The sequence below is a fragment of the Lactobacillus sp. B3795 genome, from assembly GCF_026535805.1.
Classification (GTDB): domain Bacteria; phylum Bacillota; class Bacilli; order Lactobacillales; family Lactobacillaceae; genus Apilactobacillus; species Apilactobacillus kunkeei_C.
The window spans coordinates 192,385-218,148 of sequence record NZ_JAFNPE010000014.1; the positions used below are offsets into that span (position 1 = coordinate 192,385).

Annotated in this window: 31 protein-coding genes and 3 tRNA genes; 14 read left to right on the forward strand and 20 right to left on the reverse strand. The window is 36.8% G+C overall.

Annotation, left to right across the window (positions count from 1 at the left end):
* Window positions 1-89 precede the first annotated feature (89 nt).
* From J3U50_RS06195 to J3U50_RS06210, 4 genes are all read right to left on the reverse strand, one after another.
* Window positions 90-161 (reverse strand) — tRNA-Asn (locus J3U50_RS06195).
* A gap of 47 nt (window positions 162-208) precedes the next feature.
* Window positions 209-280 (reverse strand) — tRNA-Asn (locus J3U50_RS06200).
* A 58-nt stretch (window positions 281-338) separates the two neighbouring features.
* Window positions 339-410 (reverse strand) — tRNA-Asn (locus J3U50_RS06205).
* A 330-nt stretch (window positions 411-740) separates the two neighbouring features.
* Entirely contained in the window at window positions 741-1,487 is a 747-nt protein-coding gene (locus J3U50_RS06210; protein WP_054608550.1) for an SGNH/GDSL hydrolase family protein, read from the reverse strand.
* 398 nt (window positions 1,488-1,885) lie between these two features.
* Between J3U50_RS06210 and J3U50_RS06215 the strand changes: the two genes are divergently transcribed.
* The 4 genes from J3U50_RS06215 to J3U50_RS06230 all read left to right on the forward strand — a co-directional run bounded on the left by J3U50_RS06215 (window position 1,886) and on the right by J3U50_RS06230 (window position 5,731).
* Window positions 1,886-3,247 (forward strand): FAD-dependent oxidoreductase, encoded by a 1,362-nt coding sequence (locus tag J3U50_RS06215; protein ID WP_301945832.1) that lies wholly within the window; start codon window positions 1,886-1,888, stop codon window positions 3,245-3,247.
* Between the two features lie 122 nt (window positions 3,248-3,369).
* Window positions 3,370-3,957, forward strand: a complete 588-nt coding sequence (locus tag J3U50_RS06220; RefSeq protein ID WP_301945833.1) for a TetR/AcrR family transcriptional regulator — start codon at window positions 3,370-3,372, stop codon at window positions 3,955-3,957.
* 11 nt (window positions 3,958-3,968) lie between these two features.
* Complete coding sequence (locus tag J3U50_RS06225; RefSeq protein WP_301945834.1) at window positions 3,969-5,036, forward strand: ABC transporter permease; 1,068 nt, start codon at window positions 3,969-3,971, stop codon at window positions 5,034-5,036.
* A complete protein-coding gene (locus J3U50_RS06230) occupies window positions 5,036-5,731 on the forward strand; it encodes an ABC transporter ATP-binding protein (protein WP_054608546.1) in 696 nt (231 codons plus the stop codon). The genes J3U50_RS06225 and J3U50_RS06230 overlap by 1 nt, the downstream gene beginning before the upstream one ends.
* A gap of 40 nt (window positions 5,732-5,771) precedes the next feature.
* On the opposite strand, the gene J3U50_RS06235 is transcribed toward J3U50_RS06230, so the two are convergent.
* The 5 genes from J3U50_RS06235 to J3U50_RS06255 all read right to left on the reverse strand — a co-directional run bounded on the left by J3U50_RS06235 (window position 5,772) and on the right by J3U50_RS06255 (window position 8,980).
* Window positions 5,772-6,227, reverse strand: a complete 456-nt coding sequence (locus tag J3U50_RS06235) for a hypothetical protein (RefSeq protein ID WP_034534941.1) — start codon at window positions 6,225-6,227, stop codon at window positions 5,772-5,774.
* Between the two features lie 121 nt (window positions 6,228-6,348).
* Window positions 6,349-7,062, reverse strand: coding sequence for an ADP-ribosyltransferase (locus J3U50_RS06240; RefSeq protein ID WP_301945835.1), 714 nt, complete (start codon window positions 7,060-7,062; stop codon window positions 6,349-6,351).
* Between the two features lie 91 nt (window positions 7,063-7,153).
* A complete protein-coding gene (locus J3U50_RS06245; protein ID WP_301945836.1) occupies window positions 7,154-8,047 on the reverse strand; it encodes a metal ABC transporter solute-binding protein, Zn/Mn family in 894 nt (297 codons plus the stop codon).
* Between the two features lie 91 nt (window positions 8,048-8,138).
* The gene (locus J3U50_RS06250; protein WP_176589783.1) at window positions 8,139-8,420 is read right to left on the reverse strand and encodes a metalloregulator ArsR/SmtB family transcription factor; all 282 of its coding nucleotides are present in this window, start codon (window positions 8,418-8,420) and stop codon (window positions 8,139-8,141) included.
* 71 nt (window positions 8,421-8,491) lie between these two features.
* The gene (locus J3U50_RS06255) at window positions 8,492-8,980 is read right to left on the reverse strand and encodes a hypothetical protein (RefSeq protein WP_041153170.1); all 489 of its coding nucleotides are present in this window, start codon (window positions 8,978-8,980) and stop codon (window positions 8,492-8,494) included.
* A gap of 116 nt (window positions 8,981-9,096) precedes the next feature.
* Between J3U50_RS06255 and J3U50_RS06260 the strand changes: the two genes are divergently transcribed.
* Both J3U50_RS06260 and J3U50_RS06265 read left to right on the forward strand, forming a co-directional pair.
* On the forward strand, window positions 9,097-9,807 hold the full coding sequence (locus tag J3U50_RS06260; protein WP_054605076.1) for a glycerophosphodiester phosphodiesterase family protein: 711 nt from the start codon (window positions 9,097-9,099) through the stop codon (window positions 9,805-9,807).
* Window positions 9,808-9,846: 39 nt separating this feature from the next.
* On the forward strand, window positions 9,847-10,542 hold the full coding sequence (locus tag J3U50_RS06265) for a GPP34 family phosphoprotein (protein WP_041153168.1): 696 nt from the start codon (window positions 9,847-9,849) through the stop codon (window positions 10,540-10,542).
* Window positions 10,543-10,573: 31 nt separating this feature from the next.
* Here the strand turns inward: J3U50_RS06265 and J3U50_RS06270 are convergent, their stop codons facing one another.
* From J3U50_RS06270 to thrC, 6 genes are read right to left on the reverse strand one after another with little or no spacing between them, the layout of a single operon-like run.
* Window positions 10,574-10,816: a hypothetical protein gene (locus J3U50_RS06270; RefSeq protein WP_301945837.1), complete on the reverse strand. Its 243-nt coding sequence runs from the start codon at window positions 10,814-10,816 to the stop codon at window positions 10,574-10,576.
* A gap of 14 nt (window positions 10,817-10,830) precedes the next feature.
* Window positions 10,831-11,055: a hypothetical protein gene (locus J3U50_RS06275; RefSeq protein WP_301945838.1), complete on the reverse strand. Its 225-nt coding sequence runs from the start codon at window positions 11,053-11,055 to the stop codon at window positions 10,831-10,833.
* Between the two features lie 15 nt (window positions 11,056-11,070).
* The gene (locus tag J3U50_RS06280) at window positions 11,071-11,298 is read right to left on the reverse strand and encodes a hypothetical protein (protein WP_301945839.1); all 228 of its coding nucleotides are present in this window, start codon (window positions 11,296-11,298) and stop codon (window positions 11,071-11,073) included.
* 50 nt (window positions 11,299-11,348) lie between these two features.
* Window positions 11,349-11,783 carry an ACT domain-containing protein gene (locus J3U50_RS06285; protein ID WP_034530904.1) on the reverse strand — a complete coding sequence of 145 codons (435 nt, stop codon included), beginning with the start codon at window positions 11,781-11,783 and terminating at the stop codon, window positions 11,349-11,351.
* 14 nt (window positions 11,784-11,797) lie between these two features.
* Window positions 11,798-12,652 carry a homoserine kinase gene (thrB, locus tag J3U50_RS06290; protein WP_301945840.1) on the reverse strand — a complete coding sequence of 285 codons (855 nt, stop codon included), beginning with the start codon at window positions 12,650-12,652 and terminating at the stop codon, window positions 11,798-11,800.
* On the reverse strand, window positions 12,624-14,129 hold the full coding sequence (gene thrC / locus J3U50_RS06295) for a threonine synthase (RefSeq protein WP_301945841.1): 1,506 nt from the start codon (window positions 14,127-14,129) through the stop codon (window positions 12,624-12,626). The genes thrB and thrC overlap by 29 nt, the downstream gene beginning before the upstream one ends.
* 110 nt (window positions 14,130-14,239) lie before the next feature.
* On the opposite strand from thrC, the gene J3U50_RS06300 reads away from it, so the two are divergent.
* A complete protein-coding gene (locus J3U50_RS06300; RefSeq protein ID WP_301945842.1) occupies window positions 14,240-14,674 on the forward strand; it encodes a hypothetical protein in 435 nt (144 codons plus the stop codon).
* A 32-nt stretch (window positions 14,675-14,706) separates the two neighbouring features.
* The gene (locus tag J3U50_RS06305) at window positions 14,707-15,390 is read left to right on the forward strand and encodes a hypothetical protein (RefSeq protein ID WP_301945843.1); all 684 of its coding nucleotides are present in this window, start codon (window positions 14,707-14,709) and stop codon (window positions 15,388-15,390) included.
* Window positions 15,391-15,427: 37 nt separating this feature from the next.
* On the opposite strand, the gene J3U50_RS06310 is transcribed toward J3U50_RS06305, so the two are convergent.
* Window positions 15,428-15,727 (reverse strand): aggregation promoting factor surface protein, encoded by a 300-nt coding sequence (locus J3U50_RS06310; protein WP_237756993.1) that lies wholly within the window; start codon window positions 15,725-15,727, stop codon window positions 15,428-15,430.
* Between the two features lie 263 nt (window positions 15,728-15,990).
* Entirely contained in the window at window positions 15,991-17,436 is a 1,446-nt protein-coding gene (locus tag J3U50_RS06315) for a catalase (protein WP_301945844.1), read from the reverse strand.
* A 183-nt stretch (window positions 17,437-17,619) separates the two neighbouring features.
* Here J3U50_RS06315 and J3U50_RS06320 point away from each other — a divergent pair, with 183 nt between their 5' ends.
* The 5 genes from J3U50_RS06320 (at window position 17,620) to J3U50_RS06340 (ending at window position 20,856) form a co-directional block, all read left to right on the forward strand.
* Complete coding sequence (locus J3U50_RS06320; protein ID WP_301945845.1) at window positions 17,620-18,570, forward strand: Dyp-type peroxidase; 951 nt, start codon at window positions 17,620-17,622, stop codon at window positions 18,568-18,570.
* Between the two features lie 464 nt (window positions 18,571-19,034).
* Window positions 19,035-19,514, forward strand: a complete 480-nt coding sequence (gene rlmH, locus J3U50_RS06325; RefSeq protein ID WP_301945846.1) for a 23S rRNA (pseudouridine(1915)-N(3))-methyltransferase RlmH — start codon at window positions 19,035-19,037, stop codon at window positions 19,512-19,514.
* A 146-nt stretch (window positions 19,515-19,660) separates the two neighbouring features.
* Complete coding sequence (locus J3U50_RS06330) at window positions 19,661-19,864, forward strand: helix-turn-helix transcriptional regulator (protein ID WP_301945856.1); 204 nt, start codon at window positions 19,661-19,663, stop codon at window positions 19,862-19,864.
* Window positions 19,865-19,867: 3 nt separating this feature from the next.
* Entirely contained in the window at window positions 19,868-20,365 is a 498-nt protein-coding gene (locus tag J3U50_RS06335) for a DUF3278 domain-containing protein (protein WP_301945847.1), read from the forward strand.
* 11 nt (window positions 20,366-20,376) lie between these two features.
* Window positions 20,377-20,856, forward strand: coding sequence for a DUF3278 domain-containing protein (locus J3U50_RS06340; protein ID WP_301945848.1), 480 nt, complete (start codon window positions 20,377-20,379; stop codon window positions 20,854-20,856).
* A 23-nt stretch (window positions 20,857-20,879) separates the two neighbouring features.
* On the opposite strand, the gene J3U50_RS06345 is transcribed toward J3U50_RS06340, so the two are convergent.
* Window positions 20,880-21,515 (reverse strand): YitT family protein, encoded by a 636-nt coding sequence (locus J3U50_RS06345; protein WP_301945849.1) that lies wholly within the window; start codon window positions 21,513-21,515, stop codon window positions 20,880-20,882.
* Window positions 21,516-21,636: 121 nt separating this feature from the next.
* Here J3U50_RS06345 and J3U50_RS06350 point away from each other — a divergent pair, with 121 nt between their 5' ends.
* A complete protein-coding gene (locus tag J3U50_RS06350; protein WP_263526124.1) occupies window positions 21,637-22,284 on the forward strand; it encodes a glycoside hydrolase family 70 protein in 648 nt (215 codons plus the stop codon).
* Window positions 22,285-22,329: 45 nt separating this feature from the next.
* Here J3U50_RS06350 and J3U50_RS06355 read toward each other — a convergent pair whose 3' ends face one another.
* Entirely contained in the window at window positions 22,330-24,921 is a 2,592-nt protein-coding gene (locus tag J3U50_RS06355) for a leucine-rich repeat domain-containing protein (protein WP_301945850.1), read from the reverse strand.
* Window positions 24,922-25,065: 144 nt separating this feature from the next.
* Window positions 25,066-25,764: LPXTG cell wall anchor domain-containing protein (locus J3U50_RS06360; RefSeq protein ID WP_301945851.1), on the reverse strand; the 699-nt coding region annotated here is incomplete at its 5' end.

The following is a 25,764-nucleotide window of genomic DNA, read 5'->3' on the forward strand; positions in this document are numbered from 1 at the left end:
AATTATAGATAATTATGAATAAAAATATGGAAAAGCAATTTGCTTTATTAGTTAACATTGGGATAAAGCTAACTTGGGATTTCTCCCAACTGCTCCGGCTGGACTCGAACCAGCAACCATCGCATTAACAGTGCGCTATTCTACCATTGAACCACGGAGCAAAAATGAGGTGAAAAATTATCTTTTTGATGAGTAGGGTTCCACTCAACTGCTCTAACTGGACTCGAACCAGTAACCTTCGCATTAACAGTGCGCCGTTCTACCATTGAACCATAGAGCAATAATATGTAGTTTGATAAAAGATCTAAGTCTTTTTGATGAGTAGGGATGCTACTCGACTGCTCTAACTGGACTCGAACCAGTAACCATCGCATTAACAGTGCGCCGTTCTACCATTGAACCATAGAGCAAGAATGAAATATGTGCTTGGAATTTAATCCAACTACTCAAAAGAGTATAAATATGTCTGCATGTGATATTTAAATGAGAAAAAAATGTGAAAGATTTTTCTATTAAATATATCAAATAACAACGATAATTTTTAACCTAAACATCTCACAAACCCAATAAAGACAGTAATCTTATGTTTTGCTTATGTAGTTATCATATCTCTGTCGTTGTTTATAATAATACACCATTATTAAAAGAATGCAACTGTTTTTTCATTAAAAATTAATAAAAAGAAAAAGCCACCAATAAAATGTTGATATAACAACGTTTTTCACCGGTGGCTTTTTTAATTATTCTAACATTTGATCTAATTCTTTGACGAAAATAGGGGTCCAACCGTAACGATATCCGGCACAGGTTGGATGAGTGTCGTCTAGCATAAAACAAGGATTTTCTTCGTTCATTTTCTTCAATGCCTTGTTGTTCCAAATGTCGATGATGGCAAAATGCCATTTTCTTTGTAATTCGAATAGCTTATCACGTAGGAATTCGTACTCAGGTTCTGGCTTTCTTAGACAGGTATAAAAGACCAATGGACAATCCCAAGTATCTTGAACGGTGGCGGCTATGTATTCAATCGCACCGATGGTAGTTTGGGTATCGAAATCTTCAGCATTGTATGACTTACTGATTCTGCCCATTTCGACACCATTTCTTTGATCGTTAGTAGATAGTTGGCAGGCAAACAAATCATAATGAGAATCAAAGTTAAGATTCTTCTTCATTCTACTAATGTAGGATTTTTCATTAATATCTGCCAATGTGGTTCCGCTAACTGCTTCCTTAATGGCGTGGACGCCATGTTCGACTCTTAAGAAGTCAACGAATGAAATCCCCTTAGCAGCAAGACCTGCTGTTACTGAGGAACCAAGGAAGACGATTTTCTTACCGTTTAGGTTGTCATCCACAAAGAAATCTCTAGATGGTTGATATATTTCGCTGTTAGCTCTTCTAATATCAATGCTTTTCTTTGATAACTTCACAAGCGCAGCGCCGGCTGCAGTGAATAGTGCAGTTTTAATCAACCCGTATTTCATTGTAATTAACCCCTCATAGTATTTTTATTATTGTCTTTAATTTTACTAGCATTTAGGGGCCACTACAATTAATAGCGGGAAACTTAATTAATATTTAAACATTTGTACAGATACTTTGTGATGAAAATATCATTTAATTAAAGAAATGATCATCATTTTGCCCATTAATATTAGAGAAAACATTAAAACAAGGGCGTTTTATAGCGATTTTAGTTGCAAATATGACTAATTCTTAATTTTTATCAAAATTATTTCATCTTTTTTTCACTTTTTTGCTAATATTGCTTGCTATATAATCGCACAAAAGGTAAAATAACTCTTGTAAATCAAATGTGATATTTCTCACAAAGTGAAGTTATATAAATATTAATTGAAAATTATTAGGAGGCCACACACTAATGAAAGTTATCGTAGTTGGTTCTTCACACGGTGGATATGAAGCCGTTCGTGGAATGCTTTTAGAAAACCCTGACGCAGAAATTCAATGGTATGAAAGAGGAAACTTCATCTCATTTCTATCATGTGGTATGGAATTATACCTTGAAGGTACTGTTAAGGATGTAAATACAGTTGCTTACGAAACTGTAGACAACGCAGAAAAAGATGGTGTACATGTATTTGTACAACAAGAAATCGCAAGTATTGATGAAAAGAACAAGTCAGTTCATGTTAAGAACTTAGCTGATGGTTCAGAACGTGATGAAAGCTACGATAAGCTAATCTTAGCTATTGGTGCTACTCCTCGTTGTTTAGACGTTCCTGGTAAGGATCTAGAAAACCTATATGCAATGCGTGGCCGTGACTGGGCAATCAAGCTAAAACAAAAAATGGTAGATCCTGACCTAAAACATGTTTTTGTTATCGGTTCAGGTTACATTGGAATCGAAGCTGCTGAAGCATTTGCTAAAGCAGGTAAGGAAGTTACTATCGTAGACCACAACCCTCGTCTATTGGGTAACTACCTAGATTCAGAATTCACTGAAAAACTAACTCAAGAATTCAAAGAAAACGGCGTTAACTTTGTTGGTAGCGTAAACGTTGCCGAATTCGTTGGAAAAGACGGTAAGGTTTCAGGCGTTAAGACTGACCAAGGTACTTTCGATGCTGAATTAGTTGTTGAAACTGCCGGTGTTATTCCAAACACTTCATTAGTAGATGGTCTATTAGACCTAGACGAACGTGGCCGTATCAAGACTGACGAACACCAAGAAACTAGTGTTAAAGATATTTACGCTGTTGGTGACGCAACAAAGGTTCCATACGCACCAACTGGTGAATTATCATCAATCGCTTTAGCATCAAACGCTCGTCGTCAAGGACGTACTGCTGCTGCTAACGCTGCTGGAAGAGAATTAAAGATGACTGCTGTTTCAGGTTCATCAGCACTTTCAGTATTCAACTACCACTTTGCTTCAACTGGTGTTAAACAAGACACTCAAGAAAAATGTGGTGTTAAGGGTGCTGAATCAGTACTAATCGAAGACTGGGCAGTTCCTCCATTCGTTTCACAAGAAGCTGGAAATGCTAAGGTTTACTTCAAGATTACCTTTGACCCAACTGATGGTCGTATCTTAGGTGGTCAAATCATGTCAACTAGAGATGTTACTGCAAACATCAACACTATCTCATTTGCAATTCAACAACATGCAACTGTATACGACTTAGCTTACGCTGACTTCTTCTTCCAACCAGGATTTGATCGTCCTTGGAACATCATGAACGAAGCTGCACAAGCTGCCGTAAGAAAGATCAACAAGTAAGAACAAAAAAGACGCTGAAATTTTTCAGTGTTTTTTAATACTAATCAGTTGACACGGTGTCACTATAAAAGTAATATATTCAAAAATGACACAATGTCACCATAAAAAAGGAGTAGTTACAAATGCCTACACAAACTTTTTTAAATTTAAATGAAGACAAGCAAAACCAAATTTTCAATGCATTGATTAACGAGTTTTCAAATCATCGTTTAATGGATGCACAAGTAGCGAGAATTATTAAAGATTGTTCAATCGCGCGCGGTTCTTTCTACAAGTACTTCGATGATATTAACGATAGTTATCAATACGCTTTAAAGAGGGTTTTAAGAGAGATTCATTTTGATGTATTCGAACAGTTGAAGGCAGAACCAACTGATTCACTTCATGCTTTTTATGTGGCAACTGAGTCTTTTATCAATGAATTGGAAAATTCTGATTACGAACAGTTTTATCGTCAATACGTCCTATTTAACCAATACGAATTAAAACATGTCGAATATGATTATAATAATCTACCAGATGACAAACTAATTTTGCTGGTTAACGGTCAAAAGATTGCGGATAGAAAAACAATCGTGTTGACCTACAAATGGGCGAGTCGAGCAGCTCATCAAACCATTCGAACTGTATTGAACGGAGGCGACGATAAACAAGCGCTATCAGATTTCTCTGATTTGTTAAAACTAATTAATAAGGGTTTAGTTAACTAGGAGGGACAACCGTGTTTTTATCACTTCGCGAAATTAAGAAGAGCAAATTTAGATACAGTCTAATTTGTTTAGTAATCGTGATGATTGCATACTTGATTTTCATTTTAACCGCATTAGCTAACGGTCTAAGCGAAGCTAATCGTCAAGCAATCGATTCATGGAATGCTGAAAAAATCGTTTTAAATTCTGATGCCAATGGTTCATTGGATCAATCTACCATTACTGCACAACAAGCTAAAAAGGCTAGTAATGACAAACGCGCTGACATCACTCAAATGAGTGCTAACGTGCAAACCGTTTCTGATGAAAATAAGGTGGACTCACAAGTGATTGGTTTGAATAAGAATCAATTCATCTACCGCGACTTAAAAATTGTCAGTGGCCACAAGTTGACCAAGGATAACGAAGTCGTAGTCGACCAAAGCCTATTGGAAACAGACGGCTATCACCTGGGAGAAAAGGTGAAGTTCAGCAGAAACGGTCATGTTTTTAAGATTGTCGGAACCGTAAAGAACAACCAATTAAACGTGGCACCGGTGATTTACGCTACCAACGATGCCGTGCAAACTGAAAAGTTTGGTACTGACGTGAACCATACAATTAGTGCCATGATTTATAGAAGCGATGTCAAGAAGGCGGTCGCAGGAACTCAAATCATGAACATTGAAGACTTTATTCAAGATATTCCTGGATACAGTGCGCAAAACAGCACCTTTGAATTCATGATTGCGTTTCTACTATTAATTACCTTAGTGGTAATCTCAATCTTCTTATACGTCTTAACCATGCAAAAGATTCCATACTTTGCCGTGTTAAAGGTACAAGGGGTATCAAACGGATATCTAGCCATGAACGTGGTTTCAAACGCTTTGATCCTAGCAATTGCCGGAGTGGCAATCAGTGGATTATTAACTTTCTTAACTGCCATTTCAATGCCGGCAGCAGTTCCAATGACCTTCGATATGACATTGATGGGTGCGGTTGCTGTGATGGTAATTTTGATGTCAATTATTGGTGGATTAATTCCAATGCGCACCGTCGCAAAGATTGATCCGGCCAAAGCAATGGGAGGTTCATAATGGGAAAAATTGAATTAACTAACGTCAACAAAGTCTTCGGCGACAAGATGGCCGCAACTACTGCTCTTGAAGATATCAATTTCTCCGCCAATTCAGGTGAAGTGATTGCCATTACAGGGCCTTCTGGTTCAGGAAAGAGTACTTTCATGAAAATTTTGGGTGGTATTCTTTCAGCCACATCTGGAGATATTAATATCGATGGTAGTGACTACGGTAATATGAGTAAAAAAGAACAAAGTAAGTTTAGATTGGAACATATCGGTTTCATTCTTCAAGCCTACAATCTATTGCCTTACCTAAAGGTATCTGATCAATTCAGACTAGCCGATAAGGTCAAGAAGAGTGCAAACATTGATCCAGAAACATTCTCAAAGTGGGCGCAAGCGCTAAAAATCGATGATTTAATGAATAACTATCCTGATGAATTATCCGGTGGACAACAACAACGTGTCGCGATTTTGCGAGCACTATACACCAATCCAGATATTATCTTGGCGGACGAACCAACCGCTGCCTTGGATGGAAACATGGCAGTTAAGTCGATGCAAATGCTACAAGACTTAGCACACCGTGAAAACAAGACGGTCATCATCATTACCCATGATGCTAGATTGTTGAAGTATGTTGATAAGAACTATCGCATCGTCGACGGTAAGGGTCAATTTATTGATGTAAATAATGCAGAATTAGTATAGAAAAAAGCAGCTAAGAAATATTTCTTAGCTGCTTTTTTGATTATTTTTGGTGTTTCTTTTCAACGTGGTTGGTGATGTCACTGTAGAAACGTTGTTCTAGTTTGGAAGAACCAGAACTCTTGAATGCTTGCCAACTACCGACTAAGTCGATACTAAACAAGCTAATCTTGTCTTCGATTAAGAATTCTTTTTCAAGGGTTTGCTTTAAGTCTTTTACAATTTCCTTGGTACGATCTAGAACTTCGAATTCCTTTTCGTTAATGAATGATGATTCGAATTCCTTTTGGTACTTGTTCAAGAAGTTACTCATCACTTCTTGTAATTCTTCGTCATATTTGGGAATAAATTTGCGTTTACCATCTTCAAACTTGTGGTAACCGTCATCCACTAGAAATGATAATTTAAACCATTCAGTGTATCCATCTCTGGAATCCTTGTAACTTAAGTCAGGATCGTTAAATTCGTTAAACATTTCATTTACTAGTGCAATTGCCATAATGGTTCAAACTCCTTCGTCCAAATATATTTTCTAACTATATTATATACTAATATTTTCTGTTTTTTACTTCAAATTATTTAAATAAAAAACATTTACCAGATTAGGTAAATGTTTTTTGTTATTTAATCAAGTCCATTGTAATTAGCTTATATGATAAATTAATCTTTTCACTCTTCTTTTTACCTGAAACTTGAATTTCTATTGTACTTTTAGCATTTTGAATCTTTTTAATAACCATTTTTTGGTTCGCGTTCATTAAAAATTCGTATTCGAAATTATTCTTTGATAATGGGAATAAGTATGCGCCATTACTCTTTTTAGGTAGGTTAATTTTTAATAGTATGTTTTCATTTGAACGAATTTTATCAATATTGGTAAAACCTAAAGCGACATTTTTATAAATGCTGGTAGATTGAAATGCAGGGTCTAAATACTTTGCACCGACACGCATCTTTTGACCATGAAGACCTAATTTGAAACTTTCATAATCGACGCCACGAAAGGCAGTCATGGATTTAGTTAGTTTGCCTTTTTTTAGGGCAGAAATTATATTTTTTACTTCATTAGGGGTATTCTTATTTTTTGCCTTACCGGATCTTAAGTATCCATTATCATCTTTGTAGTTGTTTTTGCTGTAATTAATTAGTGCTTTTCTTTCAGCTTTTGTAAGTTTTTTAGCCCACTTTTTACTATCATTTTCCAGAATTTTATAGGAAGTCTGTGATGTGCTAACAGTTTTTGCATTTACTATGGTTGAATTTACAATAATGCCTGATGATACTGACAGTCCAATCATAATTGTTGCCAATATAATGGTGATGGCTTTCTTCATTGAATTCTCCTTATCTAAAACATTAGTTATTTATTATTAATTATACGTTAAAAAAGCCCCATAAGCAATATAATCTTATGGGGCTTTTGATTTATTTAGTTTTTTGGATTGCTTGAATTTCTTTGTATTGGTTTTGCATCCATGAAATGTAGTTAGGCTCATTACTTGGCTTAGTTTCAGTCACGTAGACGATTGGTAGGTTGTTTTCCTTAGCTAGTTTTACTAAGTTGTTAACGGTCTTGCTGTTAACTTGTTTGTTAACAACGAAGAATGAAAGCTTGTGGTTCTTGATATCTTCTTGAAGTGAACGAATTGATTTTGGACTTGGATCGTTGTCCTTTTCAGTTGCTTCTTCAAATGAAGTGTCTGATACCTTGTAACCCATGTTTGCTAGTGAGTAATCGAAAACGGGTTCTGAAACTGCGACTGGTTTGCTCATCTTGTTCTTCTTGATGTCATTAAGTTGAGTGTTTAAGACTTTTAGTTTTGCGATGTATGCCTTAGCGTTAGCTTCGAATTGTTTCTTGTGTTTTGGTTGTAGCTTGGCGAACTTGTCAGCTAGGGTGTTAGCTAGTTTTTCCATTGTGGCAACGTTATACCAGATGTGTGGATTGTCACCAGTCTTTTTACCCATTAGACTACCAACGTTGATTGAATCAACATCGTTGTTGCTGCTGGCTAGTTTTTGTGCCCATGAATCGTAACCTAGACCGTTGTAAATCACTAGGTTAGCCTTATAAACGTTCTTGGCATCTGAACTAGAAGGGTTGAAATCATGAGGATCGATGTTTGGGTTGTTGATGATGGATGTTACCTTACCGTATTTACCTAATACATTCTTAGCAACTTCACCATAGAAGTTCACTGAAGAAGTAACGTTGATGCTTTTCTGGGGGTCGTTTGCCTTGGTAGAAGAACAACCAGCAAGAACAACTAAGAACATGCTGATAAAAGCAATTAGACCGACTACTTTAAATTTTTTCATTGTTTGCCTCCAAATAAAAATATACCGAATTCTGTTATATAACAAATATAGTTATATATCTAAATTCGGCATATGTCAAGAATGATGTTTCTTAATCATTAATATGGGTTTTTAAAGTTCCTAATAGTTGAGAAACGTGGTTATCACTTAATTGATAGATTCTTTCCTGGCCATCCTTTTCGCTGTAGACTAGGTTAGCATCCGCTAATATCTTCAAATGGCGAGAGATGTTTGGTTGGGAAGTTTCAAAGTAATTCATTAAGTTGGACACATTACTTTGATTGTTGGCTTCTAGATAATACAAAATCTTAATTCGAAGTGAATTATCTAAAGCTTTGGTAATCATATGTAGTTTTTTGTCGTTTATGATCATAATTTCCTCCGCGAGTTGTGATATTTAGATTATAACGTTAAATTGCATAAAAACAAAACGACATCGCGCAATTATTGCTTTTTTAGTCGATTAATTTTGGCCCCGATTTTTTCTTTCCGATCATCGGATACGCGATACATGACCTGAGCATATCCTACGATGATGATAAGTAGTGATAAAAGGATGAAGACTGGAATTGATAGGTGCCATCTAAAGGCGTCGAATAGTGTTTTAATCGAAACAATTGAGTCTAGCATGCAGGCAAATGAGATGTAGGCCCATGCAGTCGATTGGTTGGAAACGTTGTAAAAAGCCCTGAATTTTTTGATATCTGTATCGGATTTAGCGTTTAACAAAATCTTTTTTAAACGATTACGTTCCAGCATGATTTTTAGCGGTGGAATCATCCATAGTCCGGCTCTCATTGGATGGTATTTTTTTGCAGAGTGTTCTGCTTTATGTAGTTCGTTGATTTGACCGGACATGTCTAAAACGCCTTGAAATAGGCAAAAGACAAACATTATGTAACTGGCTGAAAAACTGATAATTGCGTAAATCATGGCACACCTCTTATCTTTGGATAAGTTTATTGTAACATTTAAATAAACTTTGGTTGCAAAATAAAAAAATAGCATTATTATTGATTAGGGAAAAGAAAAATGAGGGGGGCTTTCAAATGAAAACTATAATTTATGGTCATCGTGGTGTACCAGATTTATATCCAGAAAATTCGCTTCAAGGATTTCGTTATGCACTGCATAACCATATTGAAGGGTTAGAATTTGATGTTCATTTAACCAAGGACAACGTCCCCGTCGTGATTCATGATGAACGAATTGATCGCACAACTGATGGTAGAGGATATGTAAAGGATTATACATATGAAGAATTATCACGTTTTTCATTGTCTAATTACGAACCAATTCCAAAGCTACAGGAGGTCTTAGAATTAGTCGAGGGCAGGGATGTCTACGTTAATTTAGAATTCAAGACCAATAAGATTCACTATAAAAACATTGAAGAAATCGTTATTAAAATGGTGGATGAATACGAATTACTTCACCCAATCATTTACTCTTCTTTTAACATGTCCTCGATTAAGATTGCCCAAACCATTACCCATGATGCTCAGTTTGCATTCTTGACTGGTAATCGTATCGACAATCCCAAGGAATTCATGGCTGCTAATCACTTAGATGCATTGCACCTTCGTTTTTACCAACCAGATATTGAAGACGTGGAACGCATCTGGACCGTTAACGGCAATCTTCGATTACGCTTCATTATGAAACGTAATGTCGCTGGTGTGTTCACCAATAATTTTGAACGAGCGATTAAGATTAGAAACGAAGTCGAAAGAAAAAAAGGTAACAAAAAAGACAAATAAGTGTTAGAATACTTTTATTCTACTCATGGAGGCTATATTATGGCACTTACAACTGCTGAAATGTATTTTTTAATTACTAGTAAGTCCAAAGATAGCCGCGTAATGCTAAAAAATGTTCGTCTACGTGCTTATTTAGTAGACAGCTGTTTGTTAGACTTAGCGGCTGCAGGTGTAATTAAATTAGGTGAAGATAACCGAATCGAGATAATCGACAATTTACCACACAAGTTATACTTCTTGAACTCTTTTATGGATTTAATCATCCGTAACAAGAACGAAGACGTGGATACAATCATGGCAAAACTTTTGCAAAACATTGATGTAATGAAACACACTTACATGGCGTTAGGCGAACAGTTCTATGAAGGTGGCCATGTCTTGGAAAAGAAGAAGGGACTAGTGCACAAGGTGAGAACCTTTGTACCAAAGAACCAAACTAATCAAGAAATCATCGATGCCATTTATGATCAAATGATGGGTTCAGCGCCAATGACAGTTAACGTATACTGCTTAGCCAAGATGCTAACCGTTAGCCGTCAACTAAAGCTATGTTTTAAGAGTCGCGAACGTCGCGTGATTTGCACAAGATTAAAACGACTATCTGAACATCCTGAATACAATCATATTCAAGAATTAATCGATACTTTTGGTGAACATATGAGAAACGTTGCTGCTTTGGTAGCCAAAGAACAACCAGCCTCATACATGACCAAGACAAAGACAAGCACAATCTAAAAAAGACTCAGCTATCGCTGAGTCTTTTTTATTATCCTTTGAAGTCTAGAATGAATTCTTTATCGTTAGTTTGTTTGATTTTGATGTTCCAAAGCGGTGTAAACACGATACCGTCATCGTATTCAACCACTAGTTGGGCATCATCATAGGCCTTGCCACCATCGTTTTCAGCCAAATATTTTACAAATAAGATGGCGTCTCTTTTTTGATCAAAGAAGGGTAGCATATGGTCTTGGTAGAAAATGGTGTAATTGTGAAAAGTTATTTGAGGCATTGTAGTCTCCTATTTTAAAAGTCAGATTTTAGTTCATAGTGGGTAGCATCGATTTCTTCGATTGAAACGTAGTCGCCACCATTGGGATGAAACGTTAATTGGTCGTTATCGACATCAACAACTAGCAATAAGTCGCTTCCAGCATTGAATGCCAGTCTTTCGTTATTTTCGTCGAAATAACCGTCGATTTGATCGTCGTCGTATCTCAAATGATACTGTCTGATTTGAACTTCTCTCATTTAAATCTCCTTGCCCTATACGGGTTGGTATTCGTTGGCGATGATGCGGTAGGTCTTATCATCGACTTTTTTAATGGTAACGCCTGATTGTGATAGTAATACTAGGCGTTCATTTTTGAATCTGATTTTGATTCTGACTTCACCATCTAAATTAAAAAAGGTTAACCCTTCTTCGTTGTTGGTGTAAGTAGAATGGTCAGGATTAAACATGAAAGTGTAATCCATAAATTGCAATTTATCCATTGTAATTTCCTTTCTATGTATTAGACAGAATGTTAACATTTTATGTCTAATTACTCAACAGCGACTAGGTTAACCTTGTTGGTGCCATCAATTGCACTGATATCTGCGATTAATTCATCGATTGTGCCATCCATTTGACTCAAGTCCAGTGAAATCACGACACTGGCTGAATCGTTGATGGGGATGTTTTGGTTGATTGTTAAGATGTTGGCATCGCGGTTTGAAATGGAATTCAAAACCTTGGATAGGATACCACTTTTATGACTTAGTAAAAATGAAATAACGGCTTTTCGTTGCCATGATGATTGTTGTGCTTCATAAACGTAGTCCTTGTACTTGTAGTAGCTAGCACGACTGATGCCGACCTTTTTCACGGCTTCACTGACGTTTTTAACTTCCCCGTTATCAATCATTTTTCTTGCTTCAATGACCTTCCCGAATGCTTCTGGTAGAAGCGAGTCATCGACAATATAATACTTACTGATTGTTCTCACCACCGTTAGTTCATAATTTCAACATTTTTGATGCTGAATTTTTCGAATCGTTTTTGTAACGCTTCTATTATTTTATCACGTCTATCAGCTGAATTACTAATGATTATTAGCGTCGATCCACTCCCACTGATATATACGACAGAACCATTTGCCTCAACGATTTTTTTGACCTCACCAAATCCGTTGATTAGTTTTTGACGGTAGGGTTCATGCAAACGGTCGTCGATGGCGTCGTTTAGTTGTTTGATGTCACCATTTGATAGGGCGTTTAACATCGCTAAACAATGAGAGAGTTGATGAGCTACCGTTGTTGTTTTGACTTCCTTTGGAACAATCTTTCTGGCTTCGTTGGTTGATACCTTGAAGTCGGGAATAACGGCAGTGAAATAGTAAGAATCATCTACTGGGTACTTGATGACGTCGTAGTGACCGTTACTATCTTCAAAGGCCATACATAATCCACCGTAGATGGCAGGAGCGACATTGTCGGGATGACCTTCCATTTTAGTAGCGATTTGAAGGATAACATCCTTATCTACTTCTTCTTTGAAGTATTCAAACGCACCGATGATTCCAGCGACGATACAAGCAGATGAACTACCGAGACCGCGGGATTCTGGAATTTCACTTTGAATATCGATTGAGATGGTAGGAACTGCTCGGTTTAAATGTTTACATCCTTGGATGAAACCTTGATAGACCAGATTATCTTTGTTTTGGAAGGCCTCGTCACAACCCGTAATGTTAAATTTATCAGCTTCGTCAATTTTGACCGCTGTAAACAGATTAACGGCCATACCAAGACAGTCGTAACCCATCGCAATGTTGGCGCTAGTTGCGGGCACTATTACTTTTATCATTTTTAAACACATCCTTTATTGTGTCGACTACCAAGTCTTCCATTTCGTTAGGGTTGATTTTGGCAGGGACAACAGATTCATCATGCCAGATTTGTCTTAGTTGTTCGGGCATTTCGATACCAGTCTTTTCAACTAATAGGTCACTAGTTTCGATTGGACTTTGACGGTGTTCACCAATGATGGCATCAGCGACCGCATCGACAAATTTGTATGGACTAGCGGTACTTAGCATTACGACAGGAGTATTTGGATACTTAGCTTGTGTTTCACGTGTAACACGGTATCCGGAAGCAGTATGTGGATCCATTAGGTAATGATATTTTTCAAAGACTTCCTTGATGGATGCTTTGATTTCATCGTCATCGCTGTATCCACAAATGAAATCTTCTTTAATTGATTCTAAAATTTCAGGAAGCACTTCGTATTTACCGTCTCGTTCCAAATCATCCATTAGTGATTTGACATAGTCGACGTTTTCGCCGCTCTTGTAGTACAAAAGACGTTCGAAGTTACTAGAAATTTGGATATCCATACTTGGTGCAATGGTCTTGAAGAATGGACGATTTCTGTCATAGACACCATTTTCGAAGAAGTCGGAAAGAACTTTGTTGGAGTTACATGCAATTACTAGCTTCTTTACAGGTAGACCTAATAATTTGGCGTAGTAACCGGCTAAAACGTCACCGAAGTTTCCGGTAGGGACAGTGAAGATGATTTCGTCACCGACGTTAATTTTGCCGTTTTTAACCATTTGTTTGTAAGCGTCAAAGTAGTAAACGATTTGTGGAACTAAACGACCGATGTTAATTGAGTTGGCACTAGATAGTGAGTTGTCGTCACCTAGTTTTTCCTTTAGCGATTGGTTGTTAAAGATTTTTTTGACGTTAGTTTGCGCGTCATCGAAATTACCATTGATAGCAGCAACTTTAGTGTTGTAACCCTTAGTAGTTAGCATTTGTTGTTGTTGGACCATGCTGACTCCGTTTTGAGGGTAGAAGACCATTGCTCCCATCTTGTCGACATCTTTGAAGCCAGCAAGGGCAGCAGTACCGGTGTCACCACTGGTAGCGGCTAATACCATCACGTGCTTGTTTTCAGGGAGACATTGTTTCATTAGCTTTGGTAATAATTGAAGACCGACGTCTTTGAATGCACAGGTAGGGCCATGGAATAATTCTAGAACTGAGAAATTATCGACATCTTTGATGGGTGTAACTTCGTAATCGTCAAAGCCATCATCGTATGCTTCATGGATGCTGTTAGCGATTTGGAAATCTGAAAAATCAGGTAGCAATGTTTTAACAACATCGAAAGCAATTTCTTGGTAACTTTGGTCGATAACTTTATCGATATTAATATTATGATCGGCTAAATCTGGTAAAACGAATAATCCGCCGTCGTCTGAAAATCCTTTGATAATCGCATCAAACGAACTAATTTCGACGTTTTTATCTCTTGTGCTAGTATATTTTTCCATAATTTATATCCTCCTATGTGGTTGAAAAAGATTTGATTACATGATAATCTGTTTATTAATAAAAAACAAGTGTTTATTATACACATACAAAAAGAAAAGATGTGATCGGATTGGATATCGCAATTTTAGGACTTGGAACAGTCGGCGGTGGGGTCAAAGAAATCATTGATGAAAGTCAACGCCTAAAGGAAAAGTTAAACGTAGCAGCCATCTGGGTTAGAAAAGAAAAGGTGGACGCAACACAAAATAAGACCAATGATTATCAATCAATTTTGGATAATGATGACATTAAGGTGATTGTCGAAACTCTGGGTGGCATTCATCCAGCTTATGAGATGATTATGGATGCTTTTAAAGCGGGCAAAAATGTGGTTACTGCCAACAAGGCGGTTGTGGCCAAATATATGGAAGAATTTATCAATGAAGCCAAACAAAATCATGTGTCATTTCGTTTTGAACCCAGCGTTGCCGGTGGAATCCCATGGATTCAAAACCTTAAACGTGTTCTTAGAATTGATGATGTTCAATCAATCGGGGAATCTTAAACGGGACCAGTAACTTCATTATCGATGCGATTGTGAATCAACACGTCAGTTTTAAGGAGGCACTGAAACAGGCGCAAGACTTGGGCTACGCTGAAGCTGATCCGACAGCCGACATCGATGGTTATGATGTTGAAAATAAGTTATGCATTTCGACTGATTTAGCGTTTAATACACTTGTTAAACCGGGGGATGCGATTAAGAAGGTCGGTATCAGAAACTTATTAAAGAAAGATGTTGATTTCTTCTTGGGTCGTAACATGAATATCAAATTAATTGGACAGGATAGATTGTACAATCAAGACAAATTAGCAATTTCAATTGAACCAACATTATTACCTGTTGATAACACCATTGCGACCGTCAACGGTAACTTAAACTACGTCCAACTAACTGGAGATACCATCGGACCACTTGGTTTTCTAGGTCAGGGGGCCGGAAGAAAGCCAACTGCCAACGCCTTGTTACAAGATGTCGTCGATATTTTAGAAAATAATCCGTACTACGACATTGATGGTAGTCATCATTTAGCAATTGATAACCATAACTTTGCGGCGGAATACATCCTAAGAACTGACATTGATCTTAGCGATTTAAAAGATGTTAGTAACCTAGAAGGTAAGTATTGGCACCTAGCTAACCAAACAATCGAATCCGCTCACATGCTATACCAAGAAATTCTTCAAAAAGATAATAAAGCAATCATGTTTAGACAATAAAAAAGCAACTTAGCGATTAGCTAGGCTGCTTTTTATTTTAGTACCAGTGGTGTCTTTGCCAGAATTTCTTGGCGTTAATCCATGAACCGTAACGACTAGCAACATATCTGTTGGCAGTTAATTCTTGGTTCTTCTTTGATTTGTCACCGTGTAGGTAGCTGATATCTAATTGGAACTTACCGTAACAAACACCGTTTCTTGCGTAGTATCTGTTAGTTGATTCGTGGAATGAAATCCAACGTCTTGCGGCAATGTTCTTCTTGCTTAGGTTCTTTTCAGCAACATGTTGCCAGTTAACTGAAGCATCAGCGTGAACGTCGTTTTTAGCGAAGTTGATTGCAAATAAAATTAATAGTGATGTAAATGCGATTACTGTGAATTTGATAAAAGATTTTGTAACGTTATTCAAGAAACATAACTCCTTTATATAAACCTTAAAAATTTTTTCTTCGATTTCTTATGATGTTTAATACTATATCGGAGTTATATATCAGTAACGTTATTACATGGTTACAGTTATATTATTAATTGTTACAAACTGAAACAAAACTACTAAAAACACCGCTATGACAATAATCATAGCGGTGTTATTTTTATCAATTATTCAGTAATTTCATCCATATTTAGGCCTAAAGCATCAGCAACTCGCTTACCATAGTCATGATCTGCACGGTAGAACAACTTAGTTTGACGTACTTTTGTGTCATGGCTCTTAACGCTACCTAAGTGCTTCTTGATAGCTTGAATTAAGCGGTCCTTTTCATCGTCTGAGTAGACGTGGTATAGAGCACCTGCTTGTGAGTATGGGTCTTCGTCATAGGTCTTGTAGCTGTTGGCTTCGCCTTCAACTGCAAATGGCTTAATCTTTGCATGAGGATCTTCGCGTGGAGAATCTTCATATTGGTTTGGTTCGTAGTTAACGTCACCATTTTGACCTTGTGACATGTAACCGTCACGAGCATAGTTGTGAACTTCAGTCTTTGGACTATTAACAGGAAGGTGTTCGTAGTTGGCACCTAAACGGTATCTAGCGGCATCCTTGTATGCGAACAAACGACCTTGTAATAGTTTATCCATTGAAGGTTCGATTCCTGGAACTAGATTTGCAGGAGAGAATGATGCTTCTTCAACATCATTGAAGTAGTTTTCAGGATTTTCGTTTAATACGAATTCACCGATTTCTTGTAGTGGGTAGTCCTTGTGAGAAACGGTCTTGGTAACATCAAAGATGTCGTACTTGTAGTTTAATCCTTCTTCGTAAGGAATTAATTGAACGCATACCTTCCACTTTGGATAGTCACCATTCTTAATGCGATCGTATAAATCTTGAATTAAGTAGTCGGTGTTTTCAGAAGCAACCTTGGCAGCTTGGTCTTCGGTCATGTTCTTAACACCTTGTTCTGAGATGAAGTGGTACTTAACCCAGTATGCTTCACCCTTGGCATTAACCCACTTGAATGTGTGTGAACCGTAACCGTTCATGTTAGCGTAGCTAGCTGGGTTACCACGGTCACCCATTAAATAGGTAACTTGGTGAAGTGATTCAGGTGAGTGTGACCAGAAGTCCCATTGCATATCTTCTGAACGAAGATGAGTAGCAGGGTCACGTTTTTGTGAGTGAATGAAGTCTGGGAACTTCAAAGGATCGTTAACAAAGAAGATAGGTGTGTTGTTACCAACGATGTCATAGTTTCCTTCATTAGTGTAGAACTTCATTGCGAAACCACGCACATCTCTGATGGTATCAGGGTAACCTAATTCACCAGCAACTTCTGAGAAACGAATAGTAAGTGGTGTTTGCTTACCCTTACCATTGAATAAGTCGGCTTTGGTGTAGTCGCTCATATCGCGGGTAAGAGTAAAGACACCCTTAGCACCGGCACCCTTAGCGTGAACAACTCTTTCTGGGATACGTTCACGGTTAAAGTGAGCTAATTTTTCAATTAATTGGTAGTCTTGTAATAAAACAGGGCCACGATTTCCAGCAGTTAATGAATGATTATTATCTGCCCATGGTTGACCTTCGTCAGTAGTTAGTTTGGTCATGAATAATTCCCCCTTTACGTTTATACACCAACATTGTAATGCTAAATAAAAACTTATGATAATATATGCTCACGATTTTAACAATTTTTTAAAAATTTTATCGTTCATGGTGGGGTAAAATGGGTTATAATAAGATTGATTATTAGTTTATAATCATTATAAATAACGAAAGAAGGTACTACCATGCCATTCGATCCTACTGACGCACAAGATGTATATAAAGATGCGGGAAAAAATGTACTATTTACAACCCTAACTATTAATAGAAGTAACGCTGACGATGACCGTGAGAAAGTCGCAGAGTTAGTATCTAGAGAACAAGCAATTTTACGCTCAATGAATATCAGATATCCAGAAGAACATTTAAAGGTCGCTTTTGGTTTTTCAAACTCAATTTGGGACTACTTATTCGCTGATGCTAAGAAACCACAAGAATTAGAAGATTTTAAACCAGTGAAGGGACCTAAATACACTTCACCAGCAACCCCAGCCGATTTATTTATCCACATTCGTGCTGATTCAGAAGCTGTTGTGTACGAAGTAACCAGTCAAATCAGAAACTACTACCGAGACTTTGCTACGGTGGAAGATGAAACTAAGGGATTCAGATACTTCGAAGGACGTGCCATTATCGGTTTCGTTGATGGTACCGAAAACCCTGAAATTCAAAAGGCTTCAGGATACGCCATCATTGGGGATGAAGACCCCGATTTTGAAAATGGTTCATACGCATTCGCACAAAAATACATCCATAATATGGATGCTTGGAATGCACTAAAGACCGAAGACCAAGAAAAGGCAATCGGTAGAAAGAAATACTCCGACTTGGAACTAGAGGATGACGAAAAACTAGAAAACTCACATAACGTCGCATCTCAAGATAACGACGATGGTGTGGAACACAAGATTGTCAGAATGAATGTCCCATTCTCAGATCCTAGTTCAGGCAAGACCGGAACATACTTCATTGGATATGCTAGACATTGGACAGTTACTAAACGCATGCTTGAAAACATGTTTGGCCAATCCGACCGCTTGCTAGATTTCTCTGATCCAGTGACCGGTAACATGTTCTTTATCCCTTCTATGACAACGTTAGATCAAATCGTGGAAGGCGAACTACCAACTAAATAACTACCAGCTATTTATGAGAGCGTTGATTAAATTCAACGCTTTTTTTATATAAAATTTTACGAACGATTACTTAATTTTGTATAATAATCTTTGTGAAATTTTAATCCAAAACTTTTCACAAAGAAAAAAACATACATTCGGTGTATAACTAGAAAAAAGAAAATTTTTTAGATCTATATATATGCCCGAAAAATCAACAATTATCGCTATTTTTTAGTTTTCCACCTCATGTGGATAACTCTGTGGATAACATTGTGGAAAAGAAAGTTACACGGAAAATGCACTATTGTGAAACGCCTGTGTGACAGTATTTCTTGAGTGTTACACGGGTCAAAATGACATATGCACAGATGTGGATAACTCGTGAAAAACCTTGACAATCTGTGGACAATATTAGTAGTAGTTAACAACATTTCCACATACTAAATATAGTGGTTCAAAATTTCAAAAAGGAGATTTCACAAATGAATATTAAGCTAGTTGTGGTCGGAAAATTAAAAGAAAAATATTTTAAGGCTGGAATTGATGAGTATAGCAAGCGTTTATCACGTTTTTGTAAGTTTCGGATTATCGAAGTTCCAGATGAGAAAGCGCCTGAAACCCTTAGTGAATCAGAGATGCAAGACGTTATGGATAAGGAAGGAACTAGAATCTTAGACAAAATTGCCGACAAGGAATATGTATATGCATTAGCCATTCTTGGTAAAGAACGTGCATCCGAAGAATTCGCCAAAGAAATCGATAAGTTGGCCACATATGGTCATTCAGACATCACTTTTGTGATTGGTGGATCACTTGGTCTAGCGCCAAAGGTATTGAAACGTGCTGACACCCAAATTTCATTTGGTCGTTTTACCTTGCCACATCAATTGATGCGTTTGGTACTGACTGAACAAATTTATCGTGCTTTCATGATCAATGAAGGTAGTCCATACCATAAATAAGATACGCAAAAAGACGCCAGAAATTGGCGTCTTTTTTATTTGAAATAATTACTTGTTTTTTAATCCTATGTAATATATAGTTTACATATGGAATATATATATTACCTAAAATAATATAAAGATCACATGATAATCAGAGGAGCAACATTTTGGAAAATCGTGTTAGAGAAATACGCACAAAAGAAAATGTGCAGCAAAAGGATTTGGCTAAATCTGTTGGTATCTCCCGCCAAACGTTAAGTTTGATTGAAAAGGGAGAATACAATCCGAGCTTGAAGCTATGTTTGAACATTGCCAAAGCACTAAAAACAGATTTAAATACTTTATTTTGGAATGAAGGAGTGGAATAGCCGATGAAAGAATCATTGTTTATAAAATTAGTTAAAAATTTTTATGGAATTAGCAAACCGTTTGATGAGTTTACCAGGGACGTCATTAACGATGCTGGAAATAAAATCGCGATGGGGTTAATGGTATATCTTCTTATGTCAGCATATGCGTTGATGGTACTGATAAGATGGTTCAGTCCTATGAATGTAGTAAGTGGTGTAATTATGGCTGATATATTTGTGCATTTTATTGCAAGTGCATATATGAGTAGAATCATTAGAAAAAATAAATTGGATTGCTATGAATTTGATAATGAAGAAGAACGAAAGATTTATGGTAAAAGATTTATTATCAGTAGAATATTCACGACTGTATTGACTTTGTCACTTGCTATGTATCCAATTTCGGTTTGGTTTAGATATTTGGGAATGTCCGAAAGTATTTTTCCATCCTTTATTGGTTGTTTTATTGGTATTTTGGTGGCAATCTATACTCAGTATTGTCGTCAATTTAAAAAATGAGGTGAATGAATATGAAGGAATCTTTATTTACGAAGTTAGTTAAATTTATTTACGGTATTAATGAACCATTTGATGAATTTACCAATAAGGTAATTTCTGAGGCTGCCAACAAGGTGGCATTTGGATTAATTATCTTTTTGTTTGTTTCAATATTTGTATCACTTGGAATAGGGAACTTTTACGATACTTCCGATATTGCGATTGGGATGATTTTTGCAGATTCAATAGCCGTTTTAATTGCATTAACATATATGAATATTGTTGTGAAAAACCATGGATTAGATGAATATGATTATAGTACCGACAGTGAACGAAAAATAGCTATCAGAAGTTTTATCATTCAAAATTTAATTACATTAGTAGCTATAATGACGGTTCTTATTTGTTTCAACTTAATTTTGGGCGGCCACTTCGACTTTATTCTCTTTGTTATATATCCAATAGCGTTTGTTGTCTCAACGTATTTAGGATACCGTCGTAAATTTAAATAATAAAAAAGCTTAGAGCAATCGCTCTAAGCTTTTTTAGTCTTATCCACAATGTAATTAAATAGGTTAATCAATTGACCAACGAAAAGAACTGCTAAAACAGTTCCAATCCCAATTGAAGTAATATGATGTAGGAATACTAATCCTAAAATGATTGTGATGACGATCATTGATGCATCGAAACAAAACTTCATTTGGCCAAAAGGTTTATGTAGCTTTTCACTGATAACGTTAACGAAACCATCTGCTGGAATTAACACGAATGAGGCCTTTACCATCATAAAGATACCAAGTGCGGTACATAAAATGGCTAATAAGGTGACCGGAATTCTTTCTGCGTATCCGTTTAATGGGATGCGTTTCAAACCAACAGTTAAACCGTAGAAATCAACCAGCCAACCGAACACAAATGCTAGGACCAATTGTAGGACGATTTTTAATTCAAATCTTCTAACAATAATCAGTTGGATTAATACCAAGACGATGAAGAACATGGTCGTGGCATGACCCAGTGTGGTGTGAATAATAAATGACAATGTTTGTGGAACAGAGACTAATGAACTGACCCCAAGTTTTCCGCAAGCAAATAGTGTTGTACCAAGGGCTAAAACGTTTAGTCCAATTATGTACAAGATGATTCTAAACAACATTTTTGCTTTCAATATAAACATCTCCTAAAATAAAACAATATTAACTAATATTTCATGAATAAGATGAAGAGGCAAGAAAAAAGCTCTTTTGTGGTAAAATTAACATCATAATATGAAACTGGGAGTGCTTATAATGAAAAAAGGACAGCTGAGTTTCTTACGTAAAAAATTACTACTGTCGATTGCGACATGCGCGGTTGTAGTAGCGACTTTATTTGGAATTGGATTGATTCTATCTATCTCTAATTCCAGGGCGGAAACTTCAGGGATTGTAAAACCGGCGTATAATCCTAACAACGATTATGCTGCTAAAAATGCGTTTTACAAGATTGATAAACAAAACATCTCCACTGTAGATGGATATTTAACGTTTAACACCTGGTATCGACCAAAGATGATTCTAAGAAACGGTCAAAAGTGGGAAAAATCCACAGAACATGATCGTCGACCAATCTTGATGGCATGGTGGCCAAGCAAACGTTTAGAAACCCAATACATCAATTTTATGAACGAATATTTTGATTATGGTGATGATACATACGATATCACTAGTTCACAAAGTGATTTAAATGCTGCGACTCAGGTTATTCAAAAAGAAATCGAAATGCGCATTACCCAAACTAAGAGTACTAAATGGTTAAAAGCAATTATTCAAGAATTTATTCAAGATCAATCTCAATATAGTTTGGTAAAACGTGACGAAAAGAGTAATAAGCTAGTCGACGGGCAACATAATCACTTTAAGATTGACGATGTTAAACGTCTAAATAAAATATTCTAAACAAAAAGACCTCGAAATGATTTCGAGGTCTTTTTTTATTATTGCTTATTTATTTTTACGACGTAGTACGAATGCAATCATGGTTGCGCTAATAGCTACTAGTACAGATCCTAATGCTACAAGAGCATTTTGATTTGTACTATCACCAGTTTGAGGTAATGACTTAGCGTTTTTATGTTCTGAAGAACTTGGAGTTTCAACCTTTTTAGCAGTTACTTGCTTAGATTGAACATTATCCGTCTTTGGAGTTCCACTGTTGTTTGAATGTTTTGGAGTTCTGTTCTTTGAGTGCTTTGGCGCAACTACAGCTGATTTTGATGGTGTAGTTGGAGTAGCTGAACTTTCATTAGTGCTTGATGATGAAGAAGATACAGATGAACTTGATGAAGCAGTTGATTGATTTGAGGCAGGGATGCTTTGAGCTGAACTGCTTGCTTCTTTAGTAGCACTTGAGCTTTGAGATTCACTAGAAGAGCTGCTTGCTTCTTTAGCAGCACTTGAACTTTGAGGTTCACTAGAAGAACTGTTTGCTTCTTTAGCAACGCTTGAACTTTGAGGTTCACTAGAAGAACTGTTTGCTTCTTTAGCGGCGCTTGAGCTTTGAGATTCACTAGAAGAACTGTTTGCTTCTTTAGCGGCGCTTGAGCTTTGAGTTTCACTAGAAGCTTTAGCAGCGCTTGAGGTTTGAGGTTCACTAGAAGAATTGTTTGCTTCTTTAGCAGCACTTGAACTTTGAGGTTCACTAGAAGAGCTGTTTGCTTCTTTAGCGGCACTTGATGAACTAGCTTGTTGGCTTGAAGCACTTGAACTTTGAGCAGCACTTGAAGTGCTTAAGCTAGCTGAACTTTGAGATTGGCTATCTGCGCTTGAAGCACTTTGTGAGTTACTTGAGCTAGATGAAGCAGAACTTGAAACAGGAATAGTCTTGTATGTCACTGTTTTGACGATGTCTGTTGAATCATGATCAACAGTTCCGCTTACTTGAACTTCTGATGGATCTTCATATCCTTCAATATTTGGACTGGTGAATGAGTAAGAAGTACCATCGACGTCCTTCCAATCATTGTTCCAAGTGATTTGTTGAGCAGTGTCATCTGGTTTGAAACCAGTTTCAGTGAAGCTGATTTTCTTAGTTTGTGGTGTGCTTATTTCCTTACCGTTTTGGTCAACGTATTTAACTGTTACATTAACATCTTTGCTTTGGGTAGTGTTTTCGCCCCAGTTAACTGTTAGGTTGTAAGCACCATAGAAGTATCCAGTGTAACCTTGACCCAAGGTTGATGTGAAACCGAATGTGTATTTAGTTGATCCGGTACCGCTATTCAAATTAATGCCAGCCAAACCATTTGATGTTTGTTTACCATTATCGTCGTTGATGGTATATGCTTTACCATCATTACCAACAAGCTGATCTGTATTAACAAGTGTTCCATTTTCATTGTAGTTCACACCATTATTTACATAATTGTTATCTACAATGATATTTTGCCCATTTGAATCAGGTGAGGCTAGAAGGCTATTATCTAATGAAATGTCGTTAATTGAGATTGGAAGCTTAATGGTTACTGGTTTGCCATCAGTTGTCTTCACGACATTAGCAGTTGCATTAATAATTTCTTGTTTCGCGTTTGAACTAGAGTCGAAGTTATATCCGCTCATCCATGAAATATCATTGATGTTGTTGTTGCTTACATAGAATTTAGTTAAATTAGGGAACTGAGCTTTTTTGTCCTTTAGTGAAGCAACATTGCTAATATGGTTTCCGTTTGCTGAGATGGTACTTAATTTGTGCCAGTTGGTATTAGCGAATGAGTTAATATCAGAAATGTTATTGTTGTCAGCATATAATTGATCTAGGTTTGGCCAGTTTGCGGATGAAATAGGTGAAATATCAGAAATTTGATTATTTTTTACGCTTAAAACCGTTAGATTAGGCCAATTAACATCTGCAATTGGAGAGATATCTGAAATATTATTAAAGTCAGCTTTTAATGTTGCTAATTGAAGCCATTTTTGACTTTTAACTGGTGTAAAATCACTAACTTTGTTGTGACTAATATTAATGTTTTCAACATTTGGAATAGAGATGTCTTTTAGGAAGTCTAGGCTACTAATATTGTTATTTGATAGGTCTAGGTTATTTAGTGATGAGTCAGACCATTGACCTAAAGTGCTAAGTTGATCACTGGTGATGTTAGCACCAGTTAAATTAATTGTATTTAGGTTCGTTAATTGAGCTAATGGTGAGAGATCCTTAACTGAACTCATATCTACATTACTAATATTGATGGAAGTTAGTGATGGAAAAATATCAGGGTTAATGTTATCTAATGTTTTAATGCTTTCTGAACCAGAAGCAGTGTAGTTAATTGATTGTAGGTTTGATAAGTCACCATTTGTAATTTGATCTGCACTACCGTAATTTTTAAATTCGTTTTGATTTACGTTTTGTAACAAAATTTGTTGAATTTCTGGATCGAGCTTTTTAATATTTGATGTACTGCTGTTATCAACAGTACTGTCGGCATGGGCCACAAATTGAGCTGAACCAGAAGTTTGGTTAATGACGTTTGGAGTTTCAACGGCTCCAATAATCAGCGTAGAAAATAAAAGCGCTGTTTTAATAGATTTTTTCATGGGCAATCCCTCCGTTGCTTTGATTTCTTCTTTATATATAAAATGTTATATCTAGGTTTCTAATCTGTCTATAATCAAAATCTTAAAATTATGTAAAGAAAAAAGGCTTCGAATGAAATCGAAGTCTTTTTTTGATTGTATTAATTATTTGTTTTTACGACGTAGTGAGTACGCAGCAAGTCCTAATGCAGTAACGATTGCTACGGCACCAAGAGAAATTAATACATTTTGTTCAGTTTCGTCACCGGTTTGAGGTAACTTGTTTTTATTTTCAGTATCAGGATGAGAAGTGTTGTTCTTGTGACCAGGAACAGCAGGATCTACATGCTTGATAGTAACTTCCTTATTTGGCTTACCAGCATTGTTATGAGTTACTGGTTTAGTGGTTGCTGTAGTTGTATTAGAAGAGCTCTTGTCTGAAGTAGGGGTACCGGCATTGTTACCGTTCTTGCTTACTGCAGAAGATTGAGCACTTGAACTTTCAACGCTAGAACTTTGTGTTGGAGTGCTTGCATTGTTGCTGTGTTCATCTGTTACAGAGGATTGAGCACTAGAACTTTGAGCTTCAGAGCTTTGAGTAGAAGATTGGGCACTAGAACTTTGAGCTTCAGAGCTTTGAGTAGAAGATTGGGCACTAGAACTTTGAGCTTCGGATCTTTGAGCAGAAGATTGGGCACTAGAGCTTTGAGCTTCAGAGCTTTGAGCAGAAGATTGGGCACTAGAGCTTTGAGCTTCAGAACTTTGAGCAGAAGATTGGGCACTAGAGCTTTGAGCTTCAGAACTTTGAGCAGAAGATTGGGCACTAGAACTTTGAGCTTCAGAGCTTTGAGCAGAAGATTGGGC

What these genes read in the sequence shown, in the direction of transcription:
- thrC (WP_301945841.1), bottom strand. Translation starts at nt 14,129, where the DNA reads ATGGAAAAATATACTAGCACAAGAGATAAAAACGTCGAAATTAGTTCG.
- rlmH (WP_301945846.1), top strand. Translation starts at nt 19,035, where the DNA reads ATGAATATTAAGCTAGTTGTGGTCGGAAAATTAAAAGAAAAATATTTT.
- J3U50_RS06245 (WP_301945836.1), bottom strand. Translation starts at nt 8,047, where the DNA reads ATGAAAAAATTTAAAGTAGTCGGTCTAATTGCTTTTATCAGCATGTTC.
- J3U50_RS06235 (WP_034534941.1), bottom strand. Translation starts at nt 6,227, where the DNA reads ATGGCAATTGCACTAGTAAATGAAATGTTTAACGAATTTAACGATCCT.
- J3U50_RS06340 (WP_301945848.1), top strand. Translation starts at nt 20,377, where the DNA reads ATGAAGGAATCTTTATTTACGAAGTTAGTTAAATTTATTTACGGTATT.
- J3U50_RS06320 (WP_301945845.1), top strand. Translation starts at nt 17,620, where the DNA reads ATGCCATTCGATCCTACTGACGCACAAGATGTATATAAAGATGCGGGA.
- J3U50_RS06275 (WP_301945838.1), bottom strand. Translation starts at nt 11,055, where the DNA reads ATGAGAGAAGTTCAAATCAGACAGTATCATTTGAGATACGACGACGAT.
- J3U50_RS06335 (WP_301945847.1), top strand. Translation starts at nt 19,868, where the DNA reads ATGAAAGAATCATTGTTTATAAAATTAGTTAAAAATTTTTATGGAATT.
- J3U50_RS06280 (WP_301945839.1), bottom strand. Translation starts at nt 11,298, where the DNA reads ATGGATAAATTGCAATTTATGGATTACACTTTCATGTTTAATCCTGAC.
- J3U50_RS06215 (WP_301945832.1), top strand. Translation starts at nt 1,886, where the DNA reads ATGAAAGTTATCGTAGTTGGTTCTTCACACGGTGGATATGAAGCCGTT.
- J3U50_RS06350 (WP_263526124.1), top strand. Translation starts at nt 21,637, where the DNA reads ATGAAAAAAGGACAGCTGAGTTTCTTACGTAAAAAATTACTACTGTCG.
- J3U50_RS06250 (WP_176589783.1), bottom strand. Translation starts at nt 8,420, where the DNA reads ATGATCATAAACGACAAAAAACTACATATGATTACCAAAGCTTTAGAT.
- J3U50_RS06230 (WP_054608546.1), top strand. Translation starts at nt 5,036, where the DNA reads ATGGGAAAAATTGAATTAACTAACGTCAACAAAGTCTTCGGCGACAAG.
- J3U50_RS06220 (WP_301945833.1), top strand. Translation starts at nt 3,370, where the DNA reads ATGCCTACACAAACTTTTTTAAATTTAAATGAAGACAAGCAAAACCAA.
- J3U50_RS06255 (WP_041153170.1), bottom strand. Translation starts at nt 8,980, where the DNA reads ATGATTTACGCAATTATCAGTTTTTCAGCCAGTTACATAATGTTTGTC.
- J3U50_RS06270 (WP_301945837.1), bottom strand. Translation starts at nt 10,816, where the DNA reads ATGCCTCAAATAACTTTTCACAATTACACCATTTTCTACCAAGACCAT.
- J3U50_RS06265 (WP_041153168.1), top strand. Translation starts at nt 9,847, where the DNA reads ATGGCACTTACAACTGCTGAAATGTATTTTTTAATTACTAGTAAGTCC.
- J3U50_RS06240 (WP_301945835.1), bottom strand. Translation starts at nt 7,062, where the DNA reads ATGAAGAAAGCCATCACCATTATATTGGCAACAATTATGATTGGACTG.
- J3U50_RS06315 (WP_301945844.1), bottom strand. Translation starts at nt 17,436, where the DNA reads ATGACCAAACTAACTACTGACGAAGGTCAACCATGGGCAGATAATAAT.
- J3U50_RS06355 (WP_301945850.1), bottom strand. Translation starts at nt 24,921, where the DNA reads ATGAAAAAATCTATTAAAACAGCGCTTTTATTTTCTACGCTGATTATT.
- thrB (WP_301945840.1), bottom strand. Translation starts at nt 12,652, where the DNA reads ATGATAAAAGTAATAGTGCCCGCAACTAGCGCCAACATTGCGATGGGT.
- J3U50_RS06260 (WP_054605076.1), top strand. Translation starts at nt 9,097, where the DNA reads ATGAAAACTATAATTTATGGTCATCGTGGTGTACCAGATTTATATCCA.
- J3U50_RS06210 (WP_054608550.1), bottom strand. Translation starts at nt 1,487, where the DNA reads ATGAAATACGGGTTGATTAAAACTGCACTATTCACTGCAGCCGGCGCT.